We start from the raw sequence: 20,129 nt of genomic DNA on the forward strand, positions 1-20,129 counted from the left end.
ATGTAAAAAAAATAACAGCAACCTATTAGATTGCTGTTATTTAAGAAAAATTATTTGTTTGGATTTAGAATAGTGTCTATTCTATCCGCTGCATCTTGTAAGTGGTAACGAGTTATCGTATTACGAGCAGAAGGAATACTTCTTTTAATATCTCTTTGTAAACGCTTTAATTCTCCTCTTACTACTGGTTTAATATCTGATTGATTGATAGTAACGGCTGTTTGTTTAAAGTAACCTCGGTCACTTTTTGGTGCTTTTTGATCTTTCGCTTTGTTAAGTAAAAAGTCCAATCTGTCTAAATGTGCACGTTGTAAATTTCTACGGTAAGGATCAATGGTTTTGTTAGCGTATACTTCGCTCCAAATACCTTTACGTAAATCACCCATCATTTCAATAAGAGAATAAGCTTTAGTTCCGTTTAAAGTTTCATTCTCAATCATACGTGTTAACCTTCCAGTTTTTAAAACTCTATTTAAGGTTTGTACTTGTAAACCTCTAATGCGCTCAATAACTCCAGAGTGTTGTGTTTTACTAATGATATTTTCATCAATTAACCAGGTAGGAGTTTTGAACAATTCATTATTTACAAATTGTAAAGCTCTTTTTTGATGCTCTTTAGGAACGTGAATGTATACAGCTCCATCTTGATCAGCAGTTTTAAAATACTCATATACACCACCAATGTTTGAACTCACATGTCCCATATATCTATTAAACTGACCAACTACTTGTCCGTACATAGTTTTTAACTCTTCGTAAGTTTCACCATCTTCAGTAGTCCACTCTTCTAAACGAGGTAAAATACGTTGTAGGTTTTTAATACCATAAGCACTTGCTTTCATGGCATCGTCACCTAAATCTTCTGTTTGAGAACTAGGGTCAATGATGTTACGAACTTGTTGGTGTCCGAATCTATACACAGGATTTCCAGCTTTTTCTTTAATCCACTTATTTAATATAGATTTTTCTTCCTTAGCAGATTTATCTAAGATTGGTCTATATCCCCAATTGATAGCATACTTGTCGTAAGGTCCAATATTAGGCATTAATGCTACACCTTTGTCTTCTGGTTGTGCCACATAATTAAAACGAGCATAGTCCATAATTGAAGGAGCTGTTCCGTTCTTCTTAGTGAATTCAGCAGAACGTAAAGAATCTACAGGATACGCAACAGAACTTCCCATGTTATGAGGTAATCCGATAGTATGTCCAACTTCGTGAGAAGAAACAAAACGGATTAAACGCCCCATGATTTCGTCTTTAAACTGATTTGTTCTTGCTTCTGGATTAATAGCTGCTGTTTGTACAAAATACCAGTTGTGTAATAAGGTCATTACATTGTGATACCAGTTAATGTCTGATTCTAAGATTTCTCCTGAACGAGGGTCACTAACGTGAGGTCCATTTGCATTAGGAATTGGAGAAGCTAAGTAACGAACTACAGAATAGCGTACATCTTCAGGACTCCAATCAGGATCTTCTTCTTTAGTAGGAGCATCTTTAGCGATGATGGCATTTTTAAATCCAGCAGCTTCAAAAGCAACTTGCCAATCTTCAATACCTTGTTTGATGTATTTACGCCATTTCTTTGGAGTAGCTCTGTCAATGTAGTATATAATTTGTTTCTTAGGCTCTACTAATTCACCTCTTTTAAATTTTTCTAAATCTTCGTCTTTTACTTCTAAACGCCATCTATCTAAATACGTAACCGATTTACTTTTTTGAACATCTAAACCGTAATCTGTTTGAGAACTAGTGAACCATCCTACACGCTCGTCAAAATAACGCCTTTTCATAGGTGTTTTAGGAAGTAAAATCATAGAGTTACTCAACTCCATAGTTACTGAACCTACACTTGAATTTGAAGGAGGATTTCCAGCAATGTAAGTTTTTACATTTCTAACTTCGATGTTTTGAGGATAACTGCTAATTCTGTCAATATAAGATCTCGTTTTATCCATTTTAGAAATCTTATAACGCTTTCTGCTTCTTTGAGGAAAAGCAATTGCTTTTACATCACCTTCAAAAAGAGGACTAGCATCAATTACGGTAGCTGTTGAGTCTTTGCTAAATGCTTTGATAGGAAAAGCAAATAGGATGGGCTCAAAATTTGAATTAACTACAGCTTCGTGTACAGGTAAAATGGTGTCAGCAACAACATTGTGAGAAACTACTTTTAGTAAAATTTGTTTTTTGTTTTTTACCCAGCGTAGTACTTGTGTATTTTGTTTTCCACCACCAAAACCAATACCGCTAGCCGTTTTGGCAATTCTAGTAACCATTAGCATTTCACGATTCAGAAGAGAATCTGGAATTTCAAATAAATATTTAGAATCTTTTGAGTGTACTTTAAACAAACCTTCGTCTGTTTTGTGTTTTTTGGTAACTACCTTTTCATAAGGTTGTATACCACCCTTTTTAGGTTTGTCTTTTTTAGCAGTAGTTTCTTTTTTTGCGTCTTTTTTCTTCTTTCGTTGTGCTTCCGCATTCAAAGAAAATCCTAAAGCAAAAAATACCACTAAAATAGTTGAAAGTATTTTTTTAGTCATTGTAAAAATTAATTGAATAAATAAGGGCGGAAATTAGTAAAACTACTTTCGGTATTATCTTAATTAATTGTTAAAGGGAAGTTAAACTAAAAGGTGTGAGTAGTTTATACTTGATAATTCATATTAGGTGACAGCTTAGTCGTTTTTTTGCGTTCTATTTTTTTTCTTACTTTTTTTAAGCCCTTGTTTACAACATCTTTCATTTTTTGTAATTGTTCATTTAGAGTTTCTTGAGTAAAAGTTTTAGGCTCTTTTTTTTCTAAAAGTTTATTAATTCTTTTTACTTGATTCTTTTTATTGAAATCCACTAGTTTAAATTTTGCACCAGCAGAAAAAGCACCCATTACAGCATTGGTTTCAACTAAATAAACTTTGTCAGCTTCTAAATTAGCTTCTAAAACATCAATGTTTTCTGCTTTAATCCAAAATACTTTTTCTCCTGGATCGCATTCATAACGTAAATAGTTAACACCATTAAATCTTCCTAAGTATTGTTCTTTATCAAAATACCTGATGTTCATTAGCGCTCCTAAACCAGTTGTTCTAAGAAAGTAAATTACAGATTTACCTTTGGTAGGAGGGGTAATTTTTTCTGCTTGTATTTGTGAGAAAGTTTGAAATGATAAAAATAATAGTAGTAGAAAAGGAATGCTTTTTTTCATTTTTAAGGTTTATTTAAATTAATTAGGAGATAAATCTAATTAAAAATTACGATTTTCTTTTTTTGTTAGATGTGTTTATAATGTAGTTTTCAGTTTTTTACTGTATTGTAGTGTAAATAAAACCCCGTACCTTTGCAGCGGCATGAGAATTAGACGACTTTCAGATTGGTTACCGACTACAAATAAGGAGGTGAAGTTAAGAGGATGGGATGAATTAGACGTAATCCTATTCAGTGGAGATGCATACGTAGATCATCCATCATTTGGTCCTGCAGTAATTGGACGTATTTTAGAGAGTTACGGCTTGCGTGTGGCAATTGTTCCGCAACCAAGTGTACATGATAATTTACAAGATTTTGAAAAGCTAGGAACTCCAAGATTATTTTTTGCAGTTACTGGTGGTTGTATGGATCCGATGGTTAGTAATTATACGGCTAGTAAACGCCGTCGTGATAAGGATGCTTATACCCCTAATGGAGATAAAGGGTTCAGACCTGATTATGCTACTTCAGTATACTCTAAAATTTTAAAAGAGAAGTTTCCAGATGTTCCCGTATTAATTGGTGGAATTGAAGCTTCGTTACGTCGTGTTACTCATTACGATTATTGGTCTGATAAATTACTACCAACGATTTTAGAAACGTCTAAAGCTGATATGTTGGTATATGGAATGGGAGAGCAACCACTAAGAGAAATTGTTGAGTTGTTGCAAAAAGGTGTGCCGTTTTCGAGTTTAAAAACCATTAAGCAGACAGCTGTTTTATTAGATGGTAATGAAAAAACTCCCAAGAATAAGAACTGGGATGATGTAGAAATTAGTTCGCATGAAGCTTGTTTGAAAGATAAGAAGGCGTATGCTTCTAATTTTAAAGTGATAGAGCAGGAGTCTAACAAATTATACGCACGTCGTATTTTTCAAAAGGTTGGAAATAAAAAGTTGATGATTAATCCACCGTTTCCAACAATGACGGAGGAAGAAATTGATGCTTCGTTTGATTTGCCTTTTACACGATTGCCACATCCAAAGTATAACAAACGTGGACCGATACCTGCGTTTGAAATGATTAAGTTTTCTATTAATATTCATCGTGGATGTTTTGGAGGATGTAGTTTTTGTACTATTTCAGCACACCAAGGAAAGTTTATTGCAAGTAGAAGTCAAGAATCTGTTTTAAAAGAAGTAGATCAAGTAGCCCAAATGGATGATTTTAAAGGTTACTTATCTGATATTGGAGGACCTTCTGCGAATATGTATAAAATGAAAGGTAAAGTACAATCGATTTGTGACAAATGTGTTGCTCCGTCGTGTATTTCACCAGTAATTTGTAGTAATTTAGATACCTCACATAAACCGTTAACGGAATTATATCAAGCTGTTGATGCGCATCCGAAAGTGAAAAAATCATTTATTGGTAGTGGTATTCGACACGATATGTTAGTACCTGAGTTCAATAAAAATGCTGATCCTAAAGAGTTAGATGCATATACTGAAGAGGTGATGACAAAGCACGTTTCTGGGCGATTAAAAGTTGCGCCAGAACACACTTCTGACCCTGTATTAAAATTGATGCGTAAACCGTCGTTTAAATACTTCCATTTATTTAAAGAACGCTTTGATCGTATCAACATCAAAAAGAAATTAAAACTTCAATTAATTCCTTATTTTATATCAAGTCACCCAGCTTGTGAGGCAGAAGACATGGCAAACTTAGCTGCTGAGACTAAAGATATGGGCTTTCAGCTAGAACAGGTACAAGGGTTTACGCCAACACCTATGACGGTAGCTACAGTAATTTATTACAGTGGATATCATCCGTATACTTTAAAAGAGGTAAAAACTCCAAAAACCAAAAAGGAGAAAGAAGATCAGCACAAGTTTTTCTTTTGGTATAAAAAAGAGAATAAGCAATGGATTAAAGATACGTTAAACAAAGTAGGACGTAACGATTTGCTTAAAAAATTACTTCCAGAAGATACTTCGTGGCGTAAAAATAAAGCAGGAAAAGCTAAAAATACATTTGATGATACCGTAACGTATAAACCATCAAAACCTTCTAGAAGAAAGAATAAAGGTTTCAAAAAGAAGAGAAGATAAAAATAAAATCCGCTGTTAGGCGGATTTTTTATTTATGCTTCGTTTTCTAAACGATTTCGTTTCATTTCAAAAGCTTCAGTAGCTTGTTTTATAATATTTAAGGTATCAGAAGCTCTTACCATTACTTTTTCGAGTTCTTTGTCTAAATCTTTTGACTGGATATCGAATAGTTGAACTTCAACAACTCCAATTTTTTCAATTAAACTTTTTTGAGTGTTTTTAATGTCTTCCATTTTAACTAAAACGGAATTCATTGTATCGAGTCTTTTCTGTTCTTGATCTGTCATAAGTTTCTTTTTTAGTTGCAATTAAGATATGAAAAAATCAAGAGTTAAGCAAATTGAGTTTTTTGTAAGGTGTTGGTATTTAGTATTTTTGTGAGGCTTCTAAATAAAAAAAGCAGGAGTTTTATTCCTGCTTTTTTGTTATTCTGAAAATTCTAATACACTGTTTTTAGTACGGAGTCTTATTTCACTTAGTTTTTCATCAACTAACAATTTTCCGTCTCTAAAAACTTCTTGTAATTCGCCTTTTTGTTCTTCTTTCCAGCTTACTTGATCGTGTAATTTATATTCTCCATCTTCTAGAGTTATTTTTAATAGCCCTTTAGCAGACTTTTTTGTTCCGTCATCGGTAATTGGATCTTTAAAAATCTCTCTTCCTTCTCCATCTACTTCTCCATAGGTAGCTTTCATAGCAAATCCAAAGGTATCTCTGGTGTTGTATTGATAGGTAAAAGAACCTATTCCTAAGACTACGTTAGTAGAGGCAAACCCTTTTTGTTTTAAACGTTCACAAATTTGCGTTGCTCTTTCAAGGGTAATACTATCACCATAAATAGCTCCGATATGACTATCTAATTCCATATAGCCTTTTTCGTTGGTTGTTCCTCCAAAAACTTCCCAAAGCAGTTGTATAACTCCTTTTTGCTCTACTTCTGTCTTACCGTTAGGGTTTCCACAAATAATATCCACAGGATTACCGCTGTCAGGTCTAATCACTACTTTACCGTCTCTGGCTAAGACCTCTTCTTTTAAGTTTGGTAAATATTCGGTAAGTACTTTCCATAAATCCCAAGTATCAGAAACAATAGAAACGATACCGTTTGGATATACTTCCTTAATTAATCTCTTAAAAGTCTCTTCTTCACCACTATTGGTTCCCATACACATTACAGAGTGTTCAGTTGCCGCAACAGAACTGCCTATCAGCTCATTATCAGAATCAGCATTGTAATATTTTTCTAAAAAGTCTACAGCAGGAATTGTGTCTGTACCAGTAAAACTTAATAGGTGACCAGCAGCACTCATTTCTGCAGCTTCTAAACCAGCCATTCCTCTCATAGAAAAGTCGTGTCCTTGCCAATCTACCATTTCAGGAACAGATGAGGTTTCTTGCGCATATTTATCTAATATTTTTCTGTATTGTTTTGCGATGGTTGCAGAATTACATGGTAACCAAACTGTAGTAGATAATAAGGTTTCAAAATAGTTGGTTAGCCAAAAGAATTCTGGCAAAGTATTATACATGGTAAACATTGGTACTCTAATTGGAACTTCAACACCTTCAGGCAATGCTTTAAAAGTCATAGGAATATACCCTAAATCGTGTAATGCTTCAATATGTTCAATACCTACTGAGTTTTCACCTAAATAATTATTGATTCTTCTACTGTATTGTTTGCAAATTTCTTCTTTTGGTTTGTTAAAGAAGTTAGTTTGAAATTCTTCAATGATATATTTTTTGATGAAGTATTGTAGTCCGAAAAAAACTACTTTTTCAACTCCTTGAATTCTACTTTTTCTTGGTGTCCAGTTTGAATATACTAAAGTAGTGTTGTCAGGGTATTGTCTTCTGTGGTCTACTTTATAACCGTCTGTATATAATAATGGGTTCATAGTTTGTTATTTTGTTTGTGTCAAATTTACGCAAATTAAATTATTCATACAATATATTTCTATTTTTATTTAAACGTTTATAATTCTATCAAAGTTTAGGTTGTTAGTTTTTACTTTCTCATAAGTTAAGGTTTAATTCTGTTTCATGATGTATCTAAAGCTAGTTTTCAAAAGTAGCCTTTAGAGATTGTTTAATGAGGACTCACTTATTGTGTCTTTATTTTAATTTAAAACACTTATTAATGAGGTTGTTATGGTTTTGTGAGTTTCTTTATTAGGATTTGTATAAAAGGTAATTTGTAATTTATGTATGCTTGTTTCTTACGAATAAACCCAAATAGTTCACATCTACATAGTAAAAGAGCTCGAACATGACATTTAAATTAATATGATACATGTTAGTTTTTAACTTTAATACCTGTAATACAGTTGTTTATGTTTTGTTAGGTATTAAAGAGATACTTTAAAACTTCCATTATTAAGGCTTAATAATGGAAACAAAAAGGTTATTCTACATAATAAAAGTAATGACAAAATAAGTGACGATATTTTTAATAAACCTGTTCCACGCAGTTAAATGTGGAGGCGGATTCTGAAAAGCCTATCCAATAGAGTAGGAAAAATATAATTTATAAGTATTATGATCCCTAAAATTCAAACTGGTGAAGAATTGTTCGTTGAAGCAACGACAAGTTCTATTATTAATGAAGTTTACGAACAAGAAGAACATTACGGTGTTGAAATGTCTAAGAAAACATCTAATACGGGTGATAAGAGACAAAAAAGAGAAAGCTAAACTTCTATAAGAAAGAGGTAGGTTGAAGCTTATCTCTTTCTTGTAAAAAAACAAGTTCAATAATTATATTATTATGCTAAAATTTTACCTTTCAGAAGATGCGCTTAAAGAGTCGTGGAAAGTCGAAAATTATAGATGGAAAAGTAGTCAAAGTTTTATAGAACCTTTTAATCATGTTGCTTTAGAATATTTTGCTTTTAAGGGCAACTCTGAAATGATTTTTATTGTACGAGAAAGATTAAACGGATATTCTGAACAAATAAAGTTATCTTTTCCTGAAATAGGAGATATAAATACGAAGTATTTTTCGGATATCATGTTGGAAATGAAAGAGTGGCCTTTGCATTTTATGATAATTAGCTTATCTACAACATCTAATAATCTAAAAGTGTCAATAAAAAATGGTAGATGGGCTACAGCTCCAATTTTCCTTACTGTATCTAAACAAGGTCTTGTTGGAGGATGGGACCCTATAATAGTTTGTAAATCTATGCAGAGTAAAAAAATAGATAAAGAACGTTTAGCTCATTTCTTAACTGCTTTTGAAACACCTTATTCAGCAAAAACAATCTTTTCAGATATGTATATGCTTACAGAAGGAGCTGTCGCAAATTGGGAAAGTAAAAATAAAGAAAGTACTTCTATTAAGATAGATTACCCTAAAGAGATAAAACCTCCAAATAAGAAGGAGTTAAAACCTAATGTAGATGTTCTATCAATGTTTGAAAAAATAATGTCTCAATCAGCTAATCGATGGCTTACACCTGAAGCACATGTTGTTTCTGAATTAAGCAGTGGATTAGATAGTGGTGTTGTATCTGCAGTTTGCTCAACGATAAGTAATAAGTCTATTAATACGTGTGGTATTTTAGTTCCTGGAAAAGAAGGAGTAATACAACAAGAAAGGAGAGCAGAGATGATTGAAAAATTTGGGTATACTGATTACGAAATAATAGCTGAAAATTATCCACCGTTGGATGCAGATAGTATCCGAGTAAAAAAAGAATTAATAATGCCTTGGGAAGAGTGTTATTATGAAGTAACTGATAAGTTGTTACAGGAGTGTATTCAGCCAGGAAGAACTATAATGTATACTGGAGTTGGTGGAGATGAACTCTTTTTTCCTCATTGGGATGAACTAGATTTAATGGAAAAAGAAGATATTTTAAGAGAAGTTTCTTTTGAAGATTTAAAAGTTCCTGCTTTTATTAATAAAGAGGTTATTGATATATATTTAAGTTCTCAAAAATCTATTGATAGAGCACCACGCTCTTTAATACCAACTTCTTCAAAAGAAGCTGTTGCCTATGGTGCAGCATTGTATCTACGTAGAGGAGTATGGCCTGTTGATCCTTTTTGTTCTAAAGAAATTATTTGGTTTTGCAGGAGTCTACCTGAGAACTGGAGGAAAAACCGAATATTAGAAAGAAAATTTTTAGCTAAAAAGGGCTGTTCTGAGAAGGTTACTTTTCCAAAAATAACCGAATCATTCACTCCCTTCATGGAGTACAGTTTACGAAAAAAAAGTGACAGCATAATTCGAAAAGCGATGCAAAATTCAATACTTAATAGATGGGGGAGTATTAATTCTGAACTTTTTCTTCAACTTTATAAGGAGTATTGTGAAGGAGAAGAAATGAAAGAAAGTACAGTGTTTTTTTATTCTACAGCCATTATGGAAATGACTTTACAGTGCGCAGAGGTTTAAATTAGATGTATTGAATTTGAAATATAAAGTTACACTCCATATATGATTTTTAAGGATTTTATTTAAAATCAATTGACATAGACGAAAAATATCTTCTAGTTTCTTCCTTTTTCGTTTGCATACAAAGTTTTTACTTGATCACTTTGCCAAAACTTTTTACTGTCAATATCCATAATTGTTAAACATCCTGTAAATGCAGCTCCCGTATCAATATTCCATAGGTTTAAAGCGTTTATAGGGGTTGATGAATTATAGCGTATAGTTGGTGTGTGGCCAATGTATATTTCTGAATAGTGTTTGAACCTTTCTGGGTATAGTTCAGATTTTTCAGATAAGTTTTTATCAGTAGCTAAAGCAGTTTCCCATAAGGTTCTATCAAAATGATAATTTAATTTGAAAGTCTCTTTTTCAACTCCGTGCATAGAGGTAAAACCAGCGTGAATGAACAAACGGTTTTTGTCATCGATATAGTAAGGCTTCATTTGTTGAAAAAATACCAGATGTTTTTGTTTTTGTTCTTCTGAATAAGATTCGTAGCTTTTTTTGGTTTCTTCACCTCCATGTGCTAACCAAATAGCTTCACCTTCACCAGTTCTCAACCAGTCTTCACACCATAAATCATGATTTCCTTTAATGAAAATACATTTATATTTTTTGTTTAGCTCTATTAAAAAATCAATTACTTGTGCTGACTCACTCCAACCATCTACATAATCACCAAGGAAAATGAGTGTATCTTTAGGGGTGATTTGTGCTTTTTTTAAAACTTGTGGAACAGCTTTCAGTCCTCCATGGATATCTCCAATAACAAATGTTCTCATAATTATAAATCTTCAAATTTGATAAACTCAGTCGGAATAAAACTAGTTAACCAAACTCCATTTTCTGATAAAAAGAATTTAAACCCTTTTTTATGCATATCATCTGATTGCACAGTCAAGATTATAGGTTTACCTCTTCTGCTACCTACTTTTTTTGCAGTTTCTAAATCGGAACTTAGATGAACATGTTGTCTGCTCATTTTTTGCAATCCGTTTTCTTTTATTGAAGGAATAAATTTAGCAACCGTTCCATGGTATAAAAAAGGAGGAGGAGTTTTTGTTTCAGTTACTATTGTTACATTTTTTAAAGAGTGTCCTTGGTTTGCTCTTATTTTTGTTTTGTCTTCGTTAAATGAAAATCGTTGTTTATCGTTTGTTTTTATGACAAAATCCAATTCATCTTTAGTAAAAGAAACACCATTATTTTCCGACTTAGTAATTAGCTCATCTAATAAAGCCCATCCATTTATATCTAAGGTCAATCCAATTTTTTCTGGTTGATGCCTTAATATTAGGCTTAAAAACTTACTTATTCTTTTTGTGTTTTTCTCATTCATAGTTTAGATTTTTAGTCAAAATCATATACTGTAGTGGAAATAGATTTTTTTATGAGCTCTTTTATTATTAAAGGCTCTATTTTATCCCACGTTCCACCAGCCAATCCACAGCCAATTCTTGGCATGTGAACAGATGCGTTTAACTCTTTTGCTTTTTCATATACTTTTTGTAATCCCAGTTGAATAGCTTCATAACGAATTGGTGGATTACCATTTTCATCTTTCCTAACTTTGTGTTGCCCTATAAGATTTGCAACCCATAAATCTTCTTCAACTTGTATAAATTGAACTTCTCCTAAATTAAAATTTTCTTTGGTTTTATACCAGTTACGATATTCTTTTTCTGGAGCTTTCCATCTTTTAGAAATTGCCATTACAAAACCCTTTCCCCAACCACCAATATCATTACAAACATGAACAATAATTTTATTACCTTCTTGTTTTGGTTGGGTTGCATCTCCTTTTATGTACTTAACATCATTCATCATTTAATGATTTTATTTTTCATAGCAATTTTTTTATGGTCTTATAGCAATTTTCCCAATTCAATTTGTATACAATTCTTATTTTCAGTAGTTTTAAAACTATCTGTAGTGAAAATTTTAGTAAAATATTTTTCAAGCTCTTCGAAACCTTTACTAAATATTCCATGACTTACGGCTAAATATAAATTCCCTGCATTTTTAGCTTTTAGTTCTTTAGCTAGTCCTAAAAAGGTTCCGCCGCCATCACATATATCATCTACAATCAAACAATCTTTACCTTGTAGGTTATCAGTATATACTTTAAAACCTGTTAGTTGACCGGTTTTTACATTTCGGCTTTTAGAGCATTCAACTACTTCATAGTTTTGAAGATGTGCAGCAACTTTATATATCTTTTTTAGAGCACCACCATCAGGAGAAATTAGTATTAAATCATCAGATAGTTGTTGTGTTACTTGCTTTATGAATTTATGGTTGTCAACAACCTTACAGTCATTCAATAGGGCAGGAGTTACTTCCGAATGTGGATCGAAAATAGTTACAGACTCGTAATTCTGAGCATTTATAATATCTGCATATACTTTTACTGATAAAGGTTCCCCAGATACCATCAATCTGTCTTGACGAGCAGCTGGAAAATAGGGAAGTACCACATGTAGTTTTTTTATTCCCATATTTTTGAGCGCATTGGTAGCTAATAATAACGTACCTATATCATTAAAAGACTGAATACGATGTGTAATTGTTACTTCTGTTACATTTTCAAATTCAGAAATGATTTTAATATGTGGTTCTCCTCCTAAAAAAGTAAAGAAGTTATAGTCTATACTGTTTTTCGTCCCGTAGGGAGTAAAGTTTTTATCTAAGTTTAAAATCATATTGCGTAATTTTTACACAAATATAGTATGGTTTTTTAAAATAAAAAATGTTTTAGTGTTTTTTTTACGCAAACTTAATTTCGAAGTGAAACCCTTTTTTTTCTAATTCTTTATACTTCTTAGCATTGAATTTAAAAAGCTTTGCAGGTCTACCACTAGATGGCTGGTGTATTTTGTCTGTTTCGGTAAGTATTTCGAAGCTCATTATTTTTTTTCTGAAATTGCGTCGATCGATTTTTCTATCAAGGATTGTTTGATACAAATTTTCTAAATCAGAAAAAGGAAACTCTTTTTTTAGTAGTTCAAAACCAATAGGTTGGTAGTTTATTTTGTTTTGAAGTCTATGTAAAGCTGTGGTTAAAATAATATTGTGGTCAAACGCTAATTTGGGTAATTCATGAATAGGGAACCATTGCACTTCAGCAGCATCTGTATTCGCACTGATTTTAAAATGATTGGGACTTACCAAGCCAAAATAGGTAACAGAAATAACTCTATTTCTAGGGTCTCTTTTGGGAGTTCCGAATGTGTATAGTTGTTCAAGATAATCAATAGTAACTCCTGTTTCTTCTAATAACTCTCTTTCAACAGCATGCTCTAGTGATTCGTTTTCTAAAACTAATCCACCAGGCAATGCCCAAGTTCCTTTAAAAGGTTCAATCCCTCTTTTTATTAATAAGACAGAAAGTTCTTTTTGTTGGTAGCCAAAAACAACAGCATCTACAGCAACTTTTATATTTTGTGATATCTTCATTTAGTGTTGAATTTACACAAAGTTACGAAAGTTTTAAAAAAATTAAGGATTCTTATTTTTAAACTTGGAGGTTATCTTATGCAAAGGTGTTTTTCGATTGTCTTTTTGCAATGTAAATTGAACAATTTTTGCTGTAAAGGCTACAAAAGTTCCGATAGATAGAAAAGTGTAAATAATAGTAAATATTTTACTAATGTTATGTGTGGGTACAAAATCTCCATAACCTACAGTTGCCATTGTCATCACAGAGAAGTATAAAGAGTCTATAACCTCCCAATGCTCAATTTTGTGATAGAATATAGTAGAACTTGTTAATAGTAAAGAGAGAAAAAAGAATAAATATCTAAATTCAGTATCTTTTTTGATACCTATAAAAACAAGTTTACAAAAACGATAAAAGTTGATAAAGAATGAAACCATAAGTTGAAAAATAAGTTAGAAGAAAAGTTGAATATATAACTTACTTACAAACTTTACAATCTTCTTTGTCTTGAATTTCACCTACCAATTTCCCATCTTCGTTAAGTGAAAACCCACAACAATCCATAAAACCTTGGGCAATTAATTTACGAGCACGTTGAATTTGAGATTTTGTTGTAGGTAAATTTTGTTTTAAAGTATCAGCAACTTCCTGTTGTTTTAGTCCTTTGATATCTGATAAAAAAAGCGGATCTCTATACTTTTTTGGTAAGCTTTGCAAGATTCCGCGTAAACAATCTTTCTCGGTATGTTCGTGTTCTTTTATGTCTGTTTGAGCTTCAAAATTTTTTAATTCAACTGTTTGGTTAGTGTTTTTGAAGTAATCCATCATTGTATTGCGAGCAATCGTAAAAATCCAAGATTTTAGTTTGGTAATATCGTTTAATGTATGAAGTTTTGTGTGAACTTTTATAAATGTTTCTTGTAAGATATCATCAGTCACAGTAGAGTCTTTCACTTTACTTAAAATAAAGTGTTTTACATCATCTGCGTATTTTTTCCAAACTTGTTGCGTTGTCATAGTATAAATTTACGAAAAATGTCACGCTGAATAAAATGAACGTTTTACTTTCATTATATTCAGAATGACAAAATATTAAAAAGTTAATTTAATTAACAGTTACAATTGTTGCATGTGCAATTTTCACAAGTACAATTTGAACAGTCACCTGTTTTACATCCTTCGCAAGTGCAGCTACATTGATTATTATTTTTCATGATATTATATGTTTTGTGTGTTTATATAGTAGACTAGAAAAAGAGTAAAAAGATGCATTTATTTTTAAAAATATTTTCGAAGTTCTTTTCTAATAGGAATAGGTTTGACTGCTGAAATATTTGTACCTCCTGTATTCCCTGTAGGAACCCAAATTAAAGTAAATAAAATTGAAGCTATAATTCTAAAAAATTGTCCAATAATTTCTTTACTACTGCTTGTTTTTATTCCGTAAACTAGCATCCAATAATGAGATAGGGTGTGTCTATAAACATGCTTTTGTCCTAATACATGAGCGTTTTCTAAATGATAAAAAGACACCTGAAAGCTTTTGCTTTTAAGTGCCTTTTTAGCTAAGGTTAACTGCCTGTAAAATTCTTGTTTTCGTTGTAGTTGTGTCATGATTTATTGATTTTGTAAATCAGACTACAGCGAATAGAAAAAGATGCATTTTTAATTTACTTTTTCTCCATTAATATAGGTTGCTAAAACTTTTGTATTTGGAATTTCTTTTCCATCGATTTTCATGATGTCTTTATCTAAAATGATAAAATCAGCTACTTTACCAACTTCTATGCTTCCTTTTTCTTTTTCTTCAAAATTTGCGTAAGCATTCCAAATTGTCATTCCTTTTAAGGCATTTTTTCTTGATAATGCATTGTTCATTTGATAGCCTTTTTCAGGATAACCTTTTAAATCTTTTCTGATGGTTGCTGCATAAAATGTATATAATGGACTTACATGTTCAATAGGAAAATCGGTACCTAAAGCAACTTTTCCATATTCTTTTAATAAATCTTTATAAGCATAAGCACCTTTAATTCTTTCTGAACCAACACGTTCTTCAGCCCAATACATATCAGAAGTGGCATGCGTTGGCTGAATAGATGGAAGTACATTCTTGAATAAGTCAAAATCTTTTACGTCTACTATTTGAGCGTGCTCAATACGCCAACGTCTGTCGTTTTTGTTTTTCAATACTTCATTGTAGGTTTTCAACATTACATAGTTGGCAGAATCTCCAATAGCGTGGGTATTCATTTGATATTCTGAATTTGCAATTCTTTTGGCTACTTTTTGTAAGTTTTCATACGAGTTAACCAAAGCTCCAAAGTGACCTTTTTTGTCGGAATATTCATCTTTAAGGGCAGCTCCTCGTGATCCTAAAGCACCATCGGCATAGACTTTTACAGAACGAACATTTAGTCTGTCAGTTTTTATAACTCCTTTGTTGAGGTAATAATCAAGGTTTTTTTGATTGTTAGAAATCATTGCATATACACGCATTTTTAAATCACCCGATTGTTGTAAGCTGTCAATTAATTCAATAACTTCTTTATCTAAACCAGCATCGTCAACGGTAGTTAATCCTAAATCGAAACATATTTTTTCAGCATCTTTTAAAGCTTGAATTTGTTCCTTTTTTGATGGTTTTGGATTATTAATAAAATTCATTGCATTGTCAATAAGCACTCCTGTTAGCTTGCCGTCTTTTTTTATAAATTCTCCTCCGTTAATTTTTAAGTCAAGAGTTATTCCAGCTAAATCAATAGCAGCTTGATTGACTAACATTGCATGACCATCAATTCTACGAATGGCTACAGGTGTGTTTGGAAATATACTATCCAATTTTTCTTTGGTAGGGAATTCTTTTACTTCCCAATCGTTTTGATCCCAACCGCGACCTGTAATGTAACTTGTGTTTTTTTCTTTTTGAAAATCAATTAAGCGTTGTAGTACTTCATCATAACTTTCAGTTCCTACCAAATCTACTTTTTGCTGTTGTAAACCTAATCCGTAAAAATGACAATGTGCATCAATAAATCCTGGATATATTGGTTTGTTTTTAGCATCAATAATGTTTAATGCTGTATATTTTCCTTGTATTTCTTTATTGTTTCCTATGGCTATAAATTTTCCGTCTTTAATAGCGAAACTTTCAGAGGTGTCAAAATTAGAGTTTACCGTATAGGTATTGGAATTAATAACAATAGTGTCTACTTTTTCTTTTTGTTTGCAAGAAAACAGGAAACTAAAAGCGAGTAGAGAGAGTAGTGTTTTTTTCATTAGTACGTATAAATTAAATAGGCAATATATAACAGTAAAAACTGAAGAGGCACTCTTATAATAGCTATTTTCTTAGATCCAATTGCAGGTTTTTCTCTAAAAACATCCCAAATATGAATAGGTAAGAAAATTAACATTAATATAAACATTGCTAAGGCTGCTTGTTTGGAAGTTTGATTAATTAGTAGTCCGATACCAATTGCCAATTCTAATAAACCAGCTATATAGTTTACAACTAATTTTGGGAGAAAATTAGGGATAAAACGATTGAAAATCCTAGGTTTTACAATGTGCATAATACCTGCAAAGGAGAAAAATATTCCTAATATGATTCTTAATACTATGATAAGAGTATCCATGAATTAAGGTTTTAAAGCTTCTTCGTTGTATAAATATGTGTCCATTAAGTATATAATACTAGCCATAGATGCACTCCCTAATTCTAATTCACGTTTATTAACTTTGTCAAACGTATCTGTAGCGGCATGATGGTAATCAAAATAGCGTTGTGAATCTGGTCGGTAGCCAACTAAGGTAACATGGTCGTCTTTTAAAGGGCCGATGTCTGCACCGCCACCTCCAGCAGTAATATCATGTAATCCGTAAGGAGCTAAAAGCTTTTTCCAGCTTTGAACTAGTTGTAAGTTTCTTTCATTAGCATCGATAGAAAAACCTCTAGGGGTATGACCACCTGCATCAGATTCTAAAGCTCCAATATGTAGTTCGTTATTTTGTTTGGCCAAACGAGCATATTCAGTTGCTCCTCGTAAACCGTTTTCTTCATTCATGAAAAATACAATACGTATTGTGTTTTTTGGTTGAATATTATTCTTTTTTAATAGATAAGCAACTTCTAAAGATTGTACAATTCCTGTTCCATCATCATGTGCTCCTTCTCCTAAATCCCAAGAATCTAAATGTCCACCAATAACCATAATTTTATTAGGATATTCACTTCCTTTAATTTCTCCTACAACATTGTGTGAAGGGGCATCAGGTAAGTTTTTACAACTTTGTTTAAAGTAAAACTGTAAGTTAGGTTTTTCTTTTAAATGCTTACTTAAATTTTCAGCAGCACGAGAACTAATAGCAGCTGCAGGAATGTATTCTTCTTTTGGAATATCACCGTACCCCATAGAACCTGTGTGTGGATAATCATCAATTCCATTAGTCATAGAGCGAACAATGACTGCTTTTGCTCCAAATTTCCCAACTATAGCAGCTCCTCCATAGCGTTGTCCTACACAACCTCCATAAGCTTGAAAGGTATTAATAAGTGTGTTGTCAAAAGCACCGTTAAAGAACACAATTTTTCCGTTGGCTTTATCTCCTAACTTTTTGGCTTCTTCAATGTTTTTAACTTCAATAACTTCTGCAGTAATTCCATTAGTTGATGTTGCTATTGAACCTCCTAAAGCGCAAATAGGAACGTTTATTTTTTCTCCGTTAAATTCATAATTAGCTACTTCTTTTTCTCCACGAACCCAATGAGGTACCATAATAGGTTGTAACCAAACAGAGTCTAAACCAACTTCTTTCATGAGTTTTTCTCCCCAAATAACTGATTTGGCTGCTCCTTCTGAACCAGATAAACGACTTCCAATATTTTGTGTTAAATCACGTAGCCATTCATACGATTTACCTTGGGTAAGTGCAGTACTGAACAGTTTTTTTATTTGTGTAGAATCTTGTTTGTAATTTGCTTCAGTGTAAGTATTTGAAGCGGTTGTAGGTTGTTTTTGTTCTGTTTTACAAGCAAAGAAAGCAATGCTTGTAAGTAGTAAAAAGGTTAGTTTTTTCATTTAGGGTATTAGTTTTAACACCCTAAATGTAAGTTTTATATTTTAATTTTTAGAACAACGTATCAAACTTCCAAGTTAAACCTCCCATTGCTTGAAATCCTTGTACATTAAAGTTATTGAATCGTTGATAGCTGTTGTTTAAAACATTGTTTAAGTTTAAGAATACAGAGAAAGAATCATCAAAATGATAGCCTCCGTTAAAGTTTACATCAAAATAACTTTTTAAGTCTATTGAAGTAAAGGTCTCAGCAGGTAAAGCATCGTAAACTCTTCCTTTACGATCTCCTACGAAGTATAAGTTAGCACCTGCAAACCATTTATTGGTTTTATAGGTTCCAAAAATTTCACCTTTTATCTTAGGTGTATTCCAAGCTTCTGTTTCGTTAGTTAACGTGAATTTATTAAACTGAGCATTAGCTCCAATAGTTAAGTTTTTTATACCGTCAAAAGAAACTTCACCAAAAAAGGTCATTAACTTAATATCATCATAAATTACTTTAAAAGAGTTTCCATATTCATACCCGTAAAAAGTAAAACCGTTAGTTCCAGCAATGTTATCACCTTCTGATTTTGATTGATTCAGTACAAAAAATGGATTATTTTCAATATCGGCATAACTTACTTTTACATTATAACTAAATTGATGGTTTAGCTTACCTCTAATTCCTCCAAAAGCATCAAACTTTTTATTAGTTTGTCTCATGTCAAGAGTAGGAGACAAATATGGGTTGTCATCTGTAAAAGATTGATACATATTTGTGGTTAAATCGCCAGAAGCACCAACAAATACATTTGCTAGTTCTTTAACAATAGAATATGAAATTTCTACATCGGGATAGATGAAAAAGTTATTTTCGCTATTTTCTGTATCCATTGAAAAGTAACTTTTTGCTCCTAATTGAACAGCTAAATCTTGTACGTTAAATTTATAAGTTGGATGTACACCTAATGTGATAAAGTTGTAATCTATCGGAGTAATGGCATCGTATGCATAAGCAAATGAACCTCCTAAATAATTAATAGTGGTATTTACATACAAATCGTTTAATTGACGATGAAAATTATCTAAAGGTAAACGAAATTGTGCATTACCATCAACTAAAAATTCAGCACTTTCAAATGAGTCAGAGAAAAAGGCGATTGCTCCATTAGCTTCTTCTAAAAACGAATCATCAGGTTTTATTTGACCAAAAATTTTAATATGATTGTAGCTTTGAGCTTCTTCAATGGCACTTAAAGTAGCTTCTGTAAACGTAATGTTTGTAGGTAAACCATACCAGTTATACTTATCTTTTTCAGCATCTAAACCTGCTGACCATTGAAAATAACGTTCTTGTTGTGTGTAGTTTAAGTTTAGATCAATATTGTAAAAAGTACTACTTAATTCTGTGTTTGCTACAGGGTCAGATGATAATAAAAACTTTAAATGCGCTCCTAATTCGCTATTATAACTTTCGCTACGTCTTACATAAGCTTCTAAAAAAGGTGAAAGGACGTTCCCAAATCCAACCGATACATAGTTAGGGTATAGCCTTTCTTTTTTACCTAAATCTACCTTTTTCATTGTTCCACTTTTTGGGATAAAAGTAGAGGCAACAGGAACCGAAAATATTTGATATTCTAAAGCTTTTTTCTGAGTTTCTTTAGTGTGTTCAATTACGGGTTTTTGCTTTATTTTAAAAGCATCAGTAATTTTAGGAACATATGAAGTTACAACATTTACAACTTCGGTTTTTATAATAGTGTCTTTAGCTTTATTAGTGACGTTTTTCTCTTGTGCATTTGCATATGCTATTACAAATAAAACAAGTAAACTTAAGTGCTTTTTCATCGATCTAGTCATTTAACTTTCGTTTGTTATT

19 protein-coding genes are annotated in these 20,129 nt (G+C 32.1%); 3 read left to right on the plus strand and 16 right to left on the minus strand.

Annotated elements, in window-relative coordinates; all coding sequences use genetic code 11:
- Positions 1-50 precede the first annotated feature (50 nt).
- Positions 51-2,549, minus strand: a complete 2,499-nt coding sequence (locus ACKTTR_RS03395) for a zinc-dependent metalloprotease (protein WP_408026529.1) — start codon at positions 2,547-2,549, stop codon at positions 51-53.
- A 104-nt stretch (positions 2,550-2,653) separates the two neighbouring features.
- Positions 2,654-3,211 carry a hypothetical protein gene (locus ACKTTR_RS03400; RefSeq protein WP_408026530.1) on the minus strand — a complete coding sequence of 186 codons (558 nt, stop codon included), beginning with the start codon at positions 3,209-3,211 and terminating at the stop codon, positions 2,654-2,656.
- Between the two features lie 142 nt (positions 3,212-3,353).
- Here ACKTTR_RS03400 and ACKTTR_RS03405 point away from each other — a divergent pair, with 142 nt between their 5' ends.
- The gene (locus tag ACKTTR_RS03405; RefSeq protein WP_408026531.1) at positions 3,354-5,306 is read left to right on the plus strand and encodes a YgiQ family radical SAM protein; all 1,953 of its coding nucleotides are present in this window, start codon (positions 3,354-3,356) and stop codon (positions 5,304-5,306) included.
- A 32-nt stretch (positions 5,307-5,338) separates the two neighbouring features.
- Here ACKTTR_RS03405 and ACKTTR_RS03410 read toward each other — a convergent pair whose 3' ends face one another.
- Both ACKTTR_RS03410 and ACKTTR_RS03415 read right to left on the minus strand, forming a co-directional pair.
- On the minus strand, positions 5,339-5,593 hold the full coding sequence (locus ACKTTR_RS03410) for a hypothetical protein (protein WP_047788492.1): 255 nt from the start codon (positions 5,591-5,593) through the stop codon (positions 5,339-5,341).
- Positions 5,594-5,731: 138 nt separating this feature from the next.
- Entirely contained in the window at positions 5,732-7,204 is a 1,473-nt protein-coding gene (locus tag ACKTTR_RS03415; protein ID WP_408026532.1) for a nicotinate phosphoribosyltransferase, read from the minus strand.
- 640 nt (positions 7,205-7,844) lie between these two features.
- Here ACKTTR_RS03415 and ACKTTR_RS03420 point away from each other — a divergent pair.
- Positions 7,845-8,000 (plus strand): hypothetical protein, encoded by a 156-nt coding sequence (locus ACKTTR_RS03420; protein ID WP_408026533.1) that lies wholly within the window; start codon positions 7,845-7,847, stop codon positions 7,998-8,000.
- Between the two features lie 73 nt (positions 8,001-8,073).
- A complete protein-coding gene (locus ACKTTR_RS03425) occupies positions 8,074-9,708 on the plus strand; it encodes an adenine nucleotide alpha hydrolase family protein (protein ID WP_408026534.1) in 1,635 nt (544 codons plus the stop codon).
- Positions 9,709-9,803: 95 nt separating this feature from the next.
- Here ACKTTR_RS03425 and ACKTTR_RS03430 read toward each other — a convergent pair whose 3' ends face one another.
- The 12 genes from ACKTTR_RS03430 to ACKTTR_RS03485 all read right to left on the minus strand — a co-directional run bounded on the left by ACKTTR_RS03430 (position 9,804) and on the right by ACKTTR_RS03485 (position 20,098).
- Entirely contained in the window at positions 9,804-10,529 is a 726-nt protein-coding gene (locus ACKTTR_RS03430) for a metallophosphoesterase family protein (RefSeq protein ID WP_408026535.1), read from the minus strand.
- A 2-nt stretch (positions 10,530-10,531) separates the two neighbouring features.
- A complete protein-coding gene (locus tag ACKTTR_RS03435; RefSeq protein ID WP_408026536.1) occupies positions 10,532-11,086 on the minus strand; it encodes an RNA 2'-phosphotransferase in 555 nt (184 codons plus the stop codon).
- An 11-nt stretch (positions 11,087-11,097) separates the two neighbouring features.
- Complete coding sequence (locus ACKTTR_RS03440; RefSeq protein ID WP_408026996.1) at positions 11,098-11,571, minus strand: macro domain-containing protein; 474 nt, start codon at positions 11,569-11,571, stop codon at positions 11,098-11,100.
- 41 nt (positions 11,572-11,612) lie between these two features.
- Positions 11,613-12,449 (minus strand): ribose-phosphate diphosphokinase, encoded by an 837-nt coding sequence (gene prs, locus ACKTTR_RS03445; protein ID WP_408026537.1) that lies wholly within the window; start codon positions 12,447-12,449, stop codon positions 11,613-11,615.
- A gap of 64 nt (positions 12,450-12,513) precedes the next feature.
- Positions 12,514-13,203, minus strand: coding sequence for an NUDIX domain-containing protein (locus tag ACKTTR_RS03450; RefSeq protein ID WP_408026538.1), 690 nt, complete (start codon positions 13,201-13,203; stop codon positions 12,514-12,516).
- A gap of 42 nt (positions 13,204-13,245) precedes the next feature.
- Positions 13,246-13,623 (minus strand): potassium channel family protein, encoded by a 378-nt coding sequence (locus ACKTTR_RS03455; RefSeq protein WP_133534687.1) that lies wholly within the window; start codon positions 13,621-13,623, stop codon positions 13,246-13,248.
- A 40-nt stretch (positions 13,624-13,663) separates the two neighbouring features.
- Positions 13,664-14,203 carry a sigma-70 family RNA polymerase sigma factor gene (locus ACKTTR_RS03460; protein WP_133534686.1) on the minus strand — a complete coding sequence of 180 codons (540 nt, stop codon included), beginning with the start codon at positions 14,201-14,203 and terminating at the stop codon, positions 13,664-13,666.
- A gap of 261 nt (positions 14,204-14,464) precedes the next feature.
- Positions 14,465-14,800, minus strand: a complete 336-nt coding sequence (locus tag ACKTTR_RS03465) for a DUF3703 domain-containing protein (protein WP_133534685.1) — start codon at positions 14,798-14,800, stop codon at positions 14,465-14,467.
- A 51-nt stretch (positions 14,801-14,851) separates the two neighbouring features.
- Positions 14,852-16,465, minus strand: a complete 1,614-nt coding sequence (locus ACKTTR_RS03470; RefSeq protein WP_408026539.1) for an amidohydrolase — start codon at positions 16,463-16,465, stop codon at positions 14,852-14,854.
- Positions 16,465-16,824 (minus strand): DoxX family protein, encoded by a 360-nt coding sequence (locus ACKTTR_RS03475; RefSeq protein WP_408026540.1) that lies wholly within the window; start codon positions 16,822-16,824, stop codon positions 16,465-16,467. Before ACKTTR_RS03475 ends, ACKTTR_RS03470 begins: the two co-directional genes overlap by 1 nt.
- Before the next feature lie 3 nt (positions 16,825-16,827).
- The gene (locus ACKTTR_RS03480; protein WP_408026541.1) at positions 16,828-18,267 is read right to left on the minus strand and encodes a M20/M25/M40 family metallo-hydrolase; all 1,440 of its coding nucleotides are present in this window, start codon (positions 18,265-18,267) and stop codon (positions 16,828-16,830) included.
- 49 nt (positions 18,268-18,316) lie between these two features.
- Positions 18,317-20,098, minus strand: a complete 1,782-nt coding sequence (locus ACKTTR_RS03485) for a TonB-dependent receptor (RefSeq protein ID WP_408026542.1) — start codon at positions 20,096-20,098, stop codon at positions 18,317-18,319.
- Between the last annotated feature and the right edge of the window lie 31 nt (positions 20,099-20,129).

This window comes from Tenacibaculum litoreum, from assembly GCF_964513915.1.
Classification (GTDB): domain Bacteria; phylum Bacteroidota; class Bacteroidia; order Flavobacteriales; family Flavobacteriaceae; genus Polaribacter; species Polaribacter litoreum.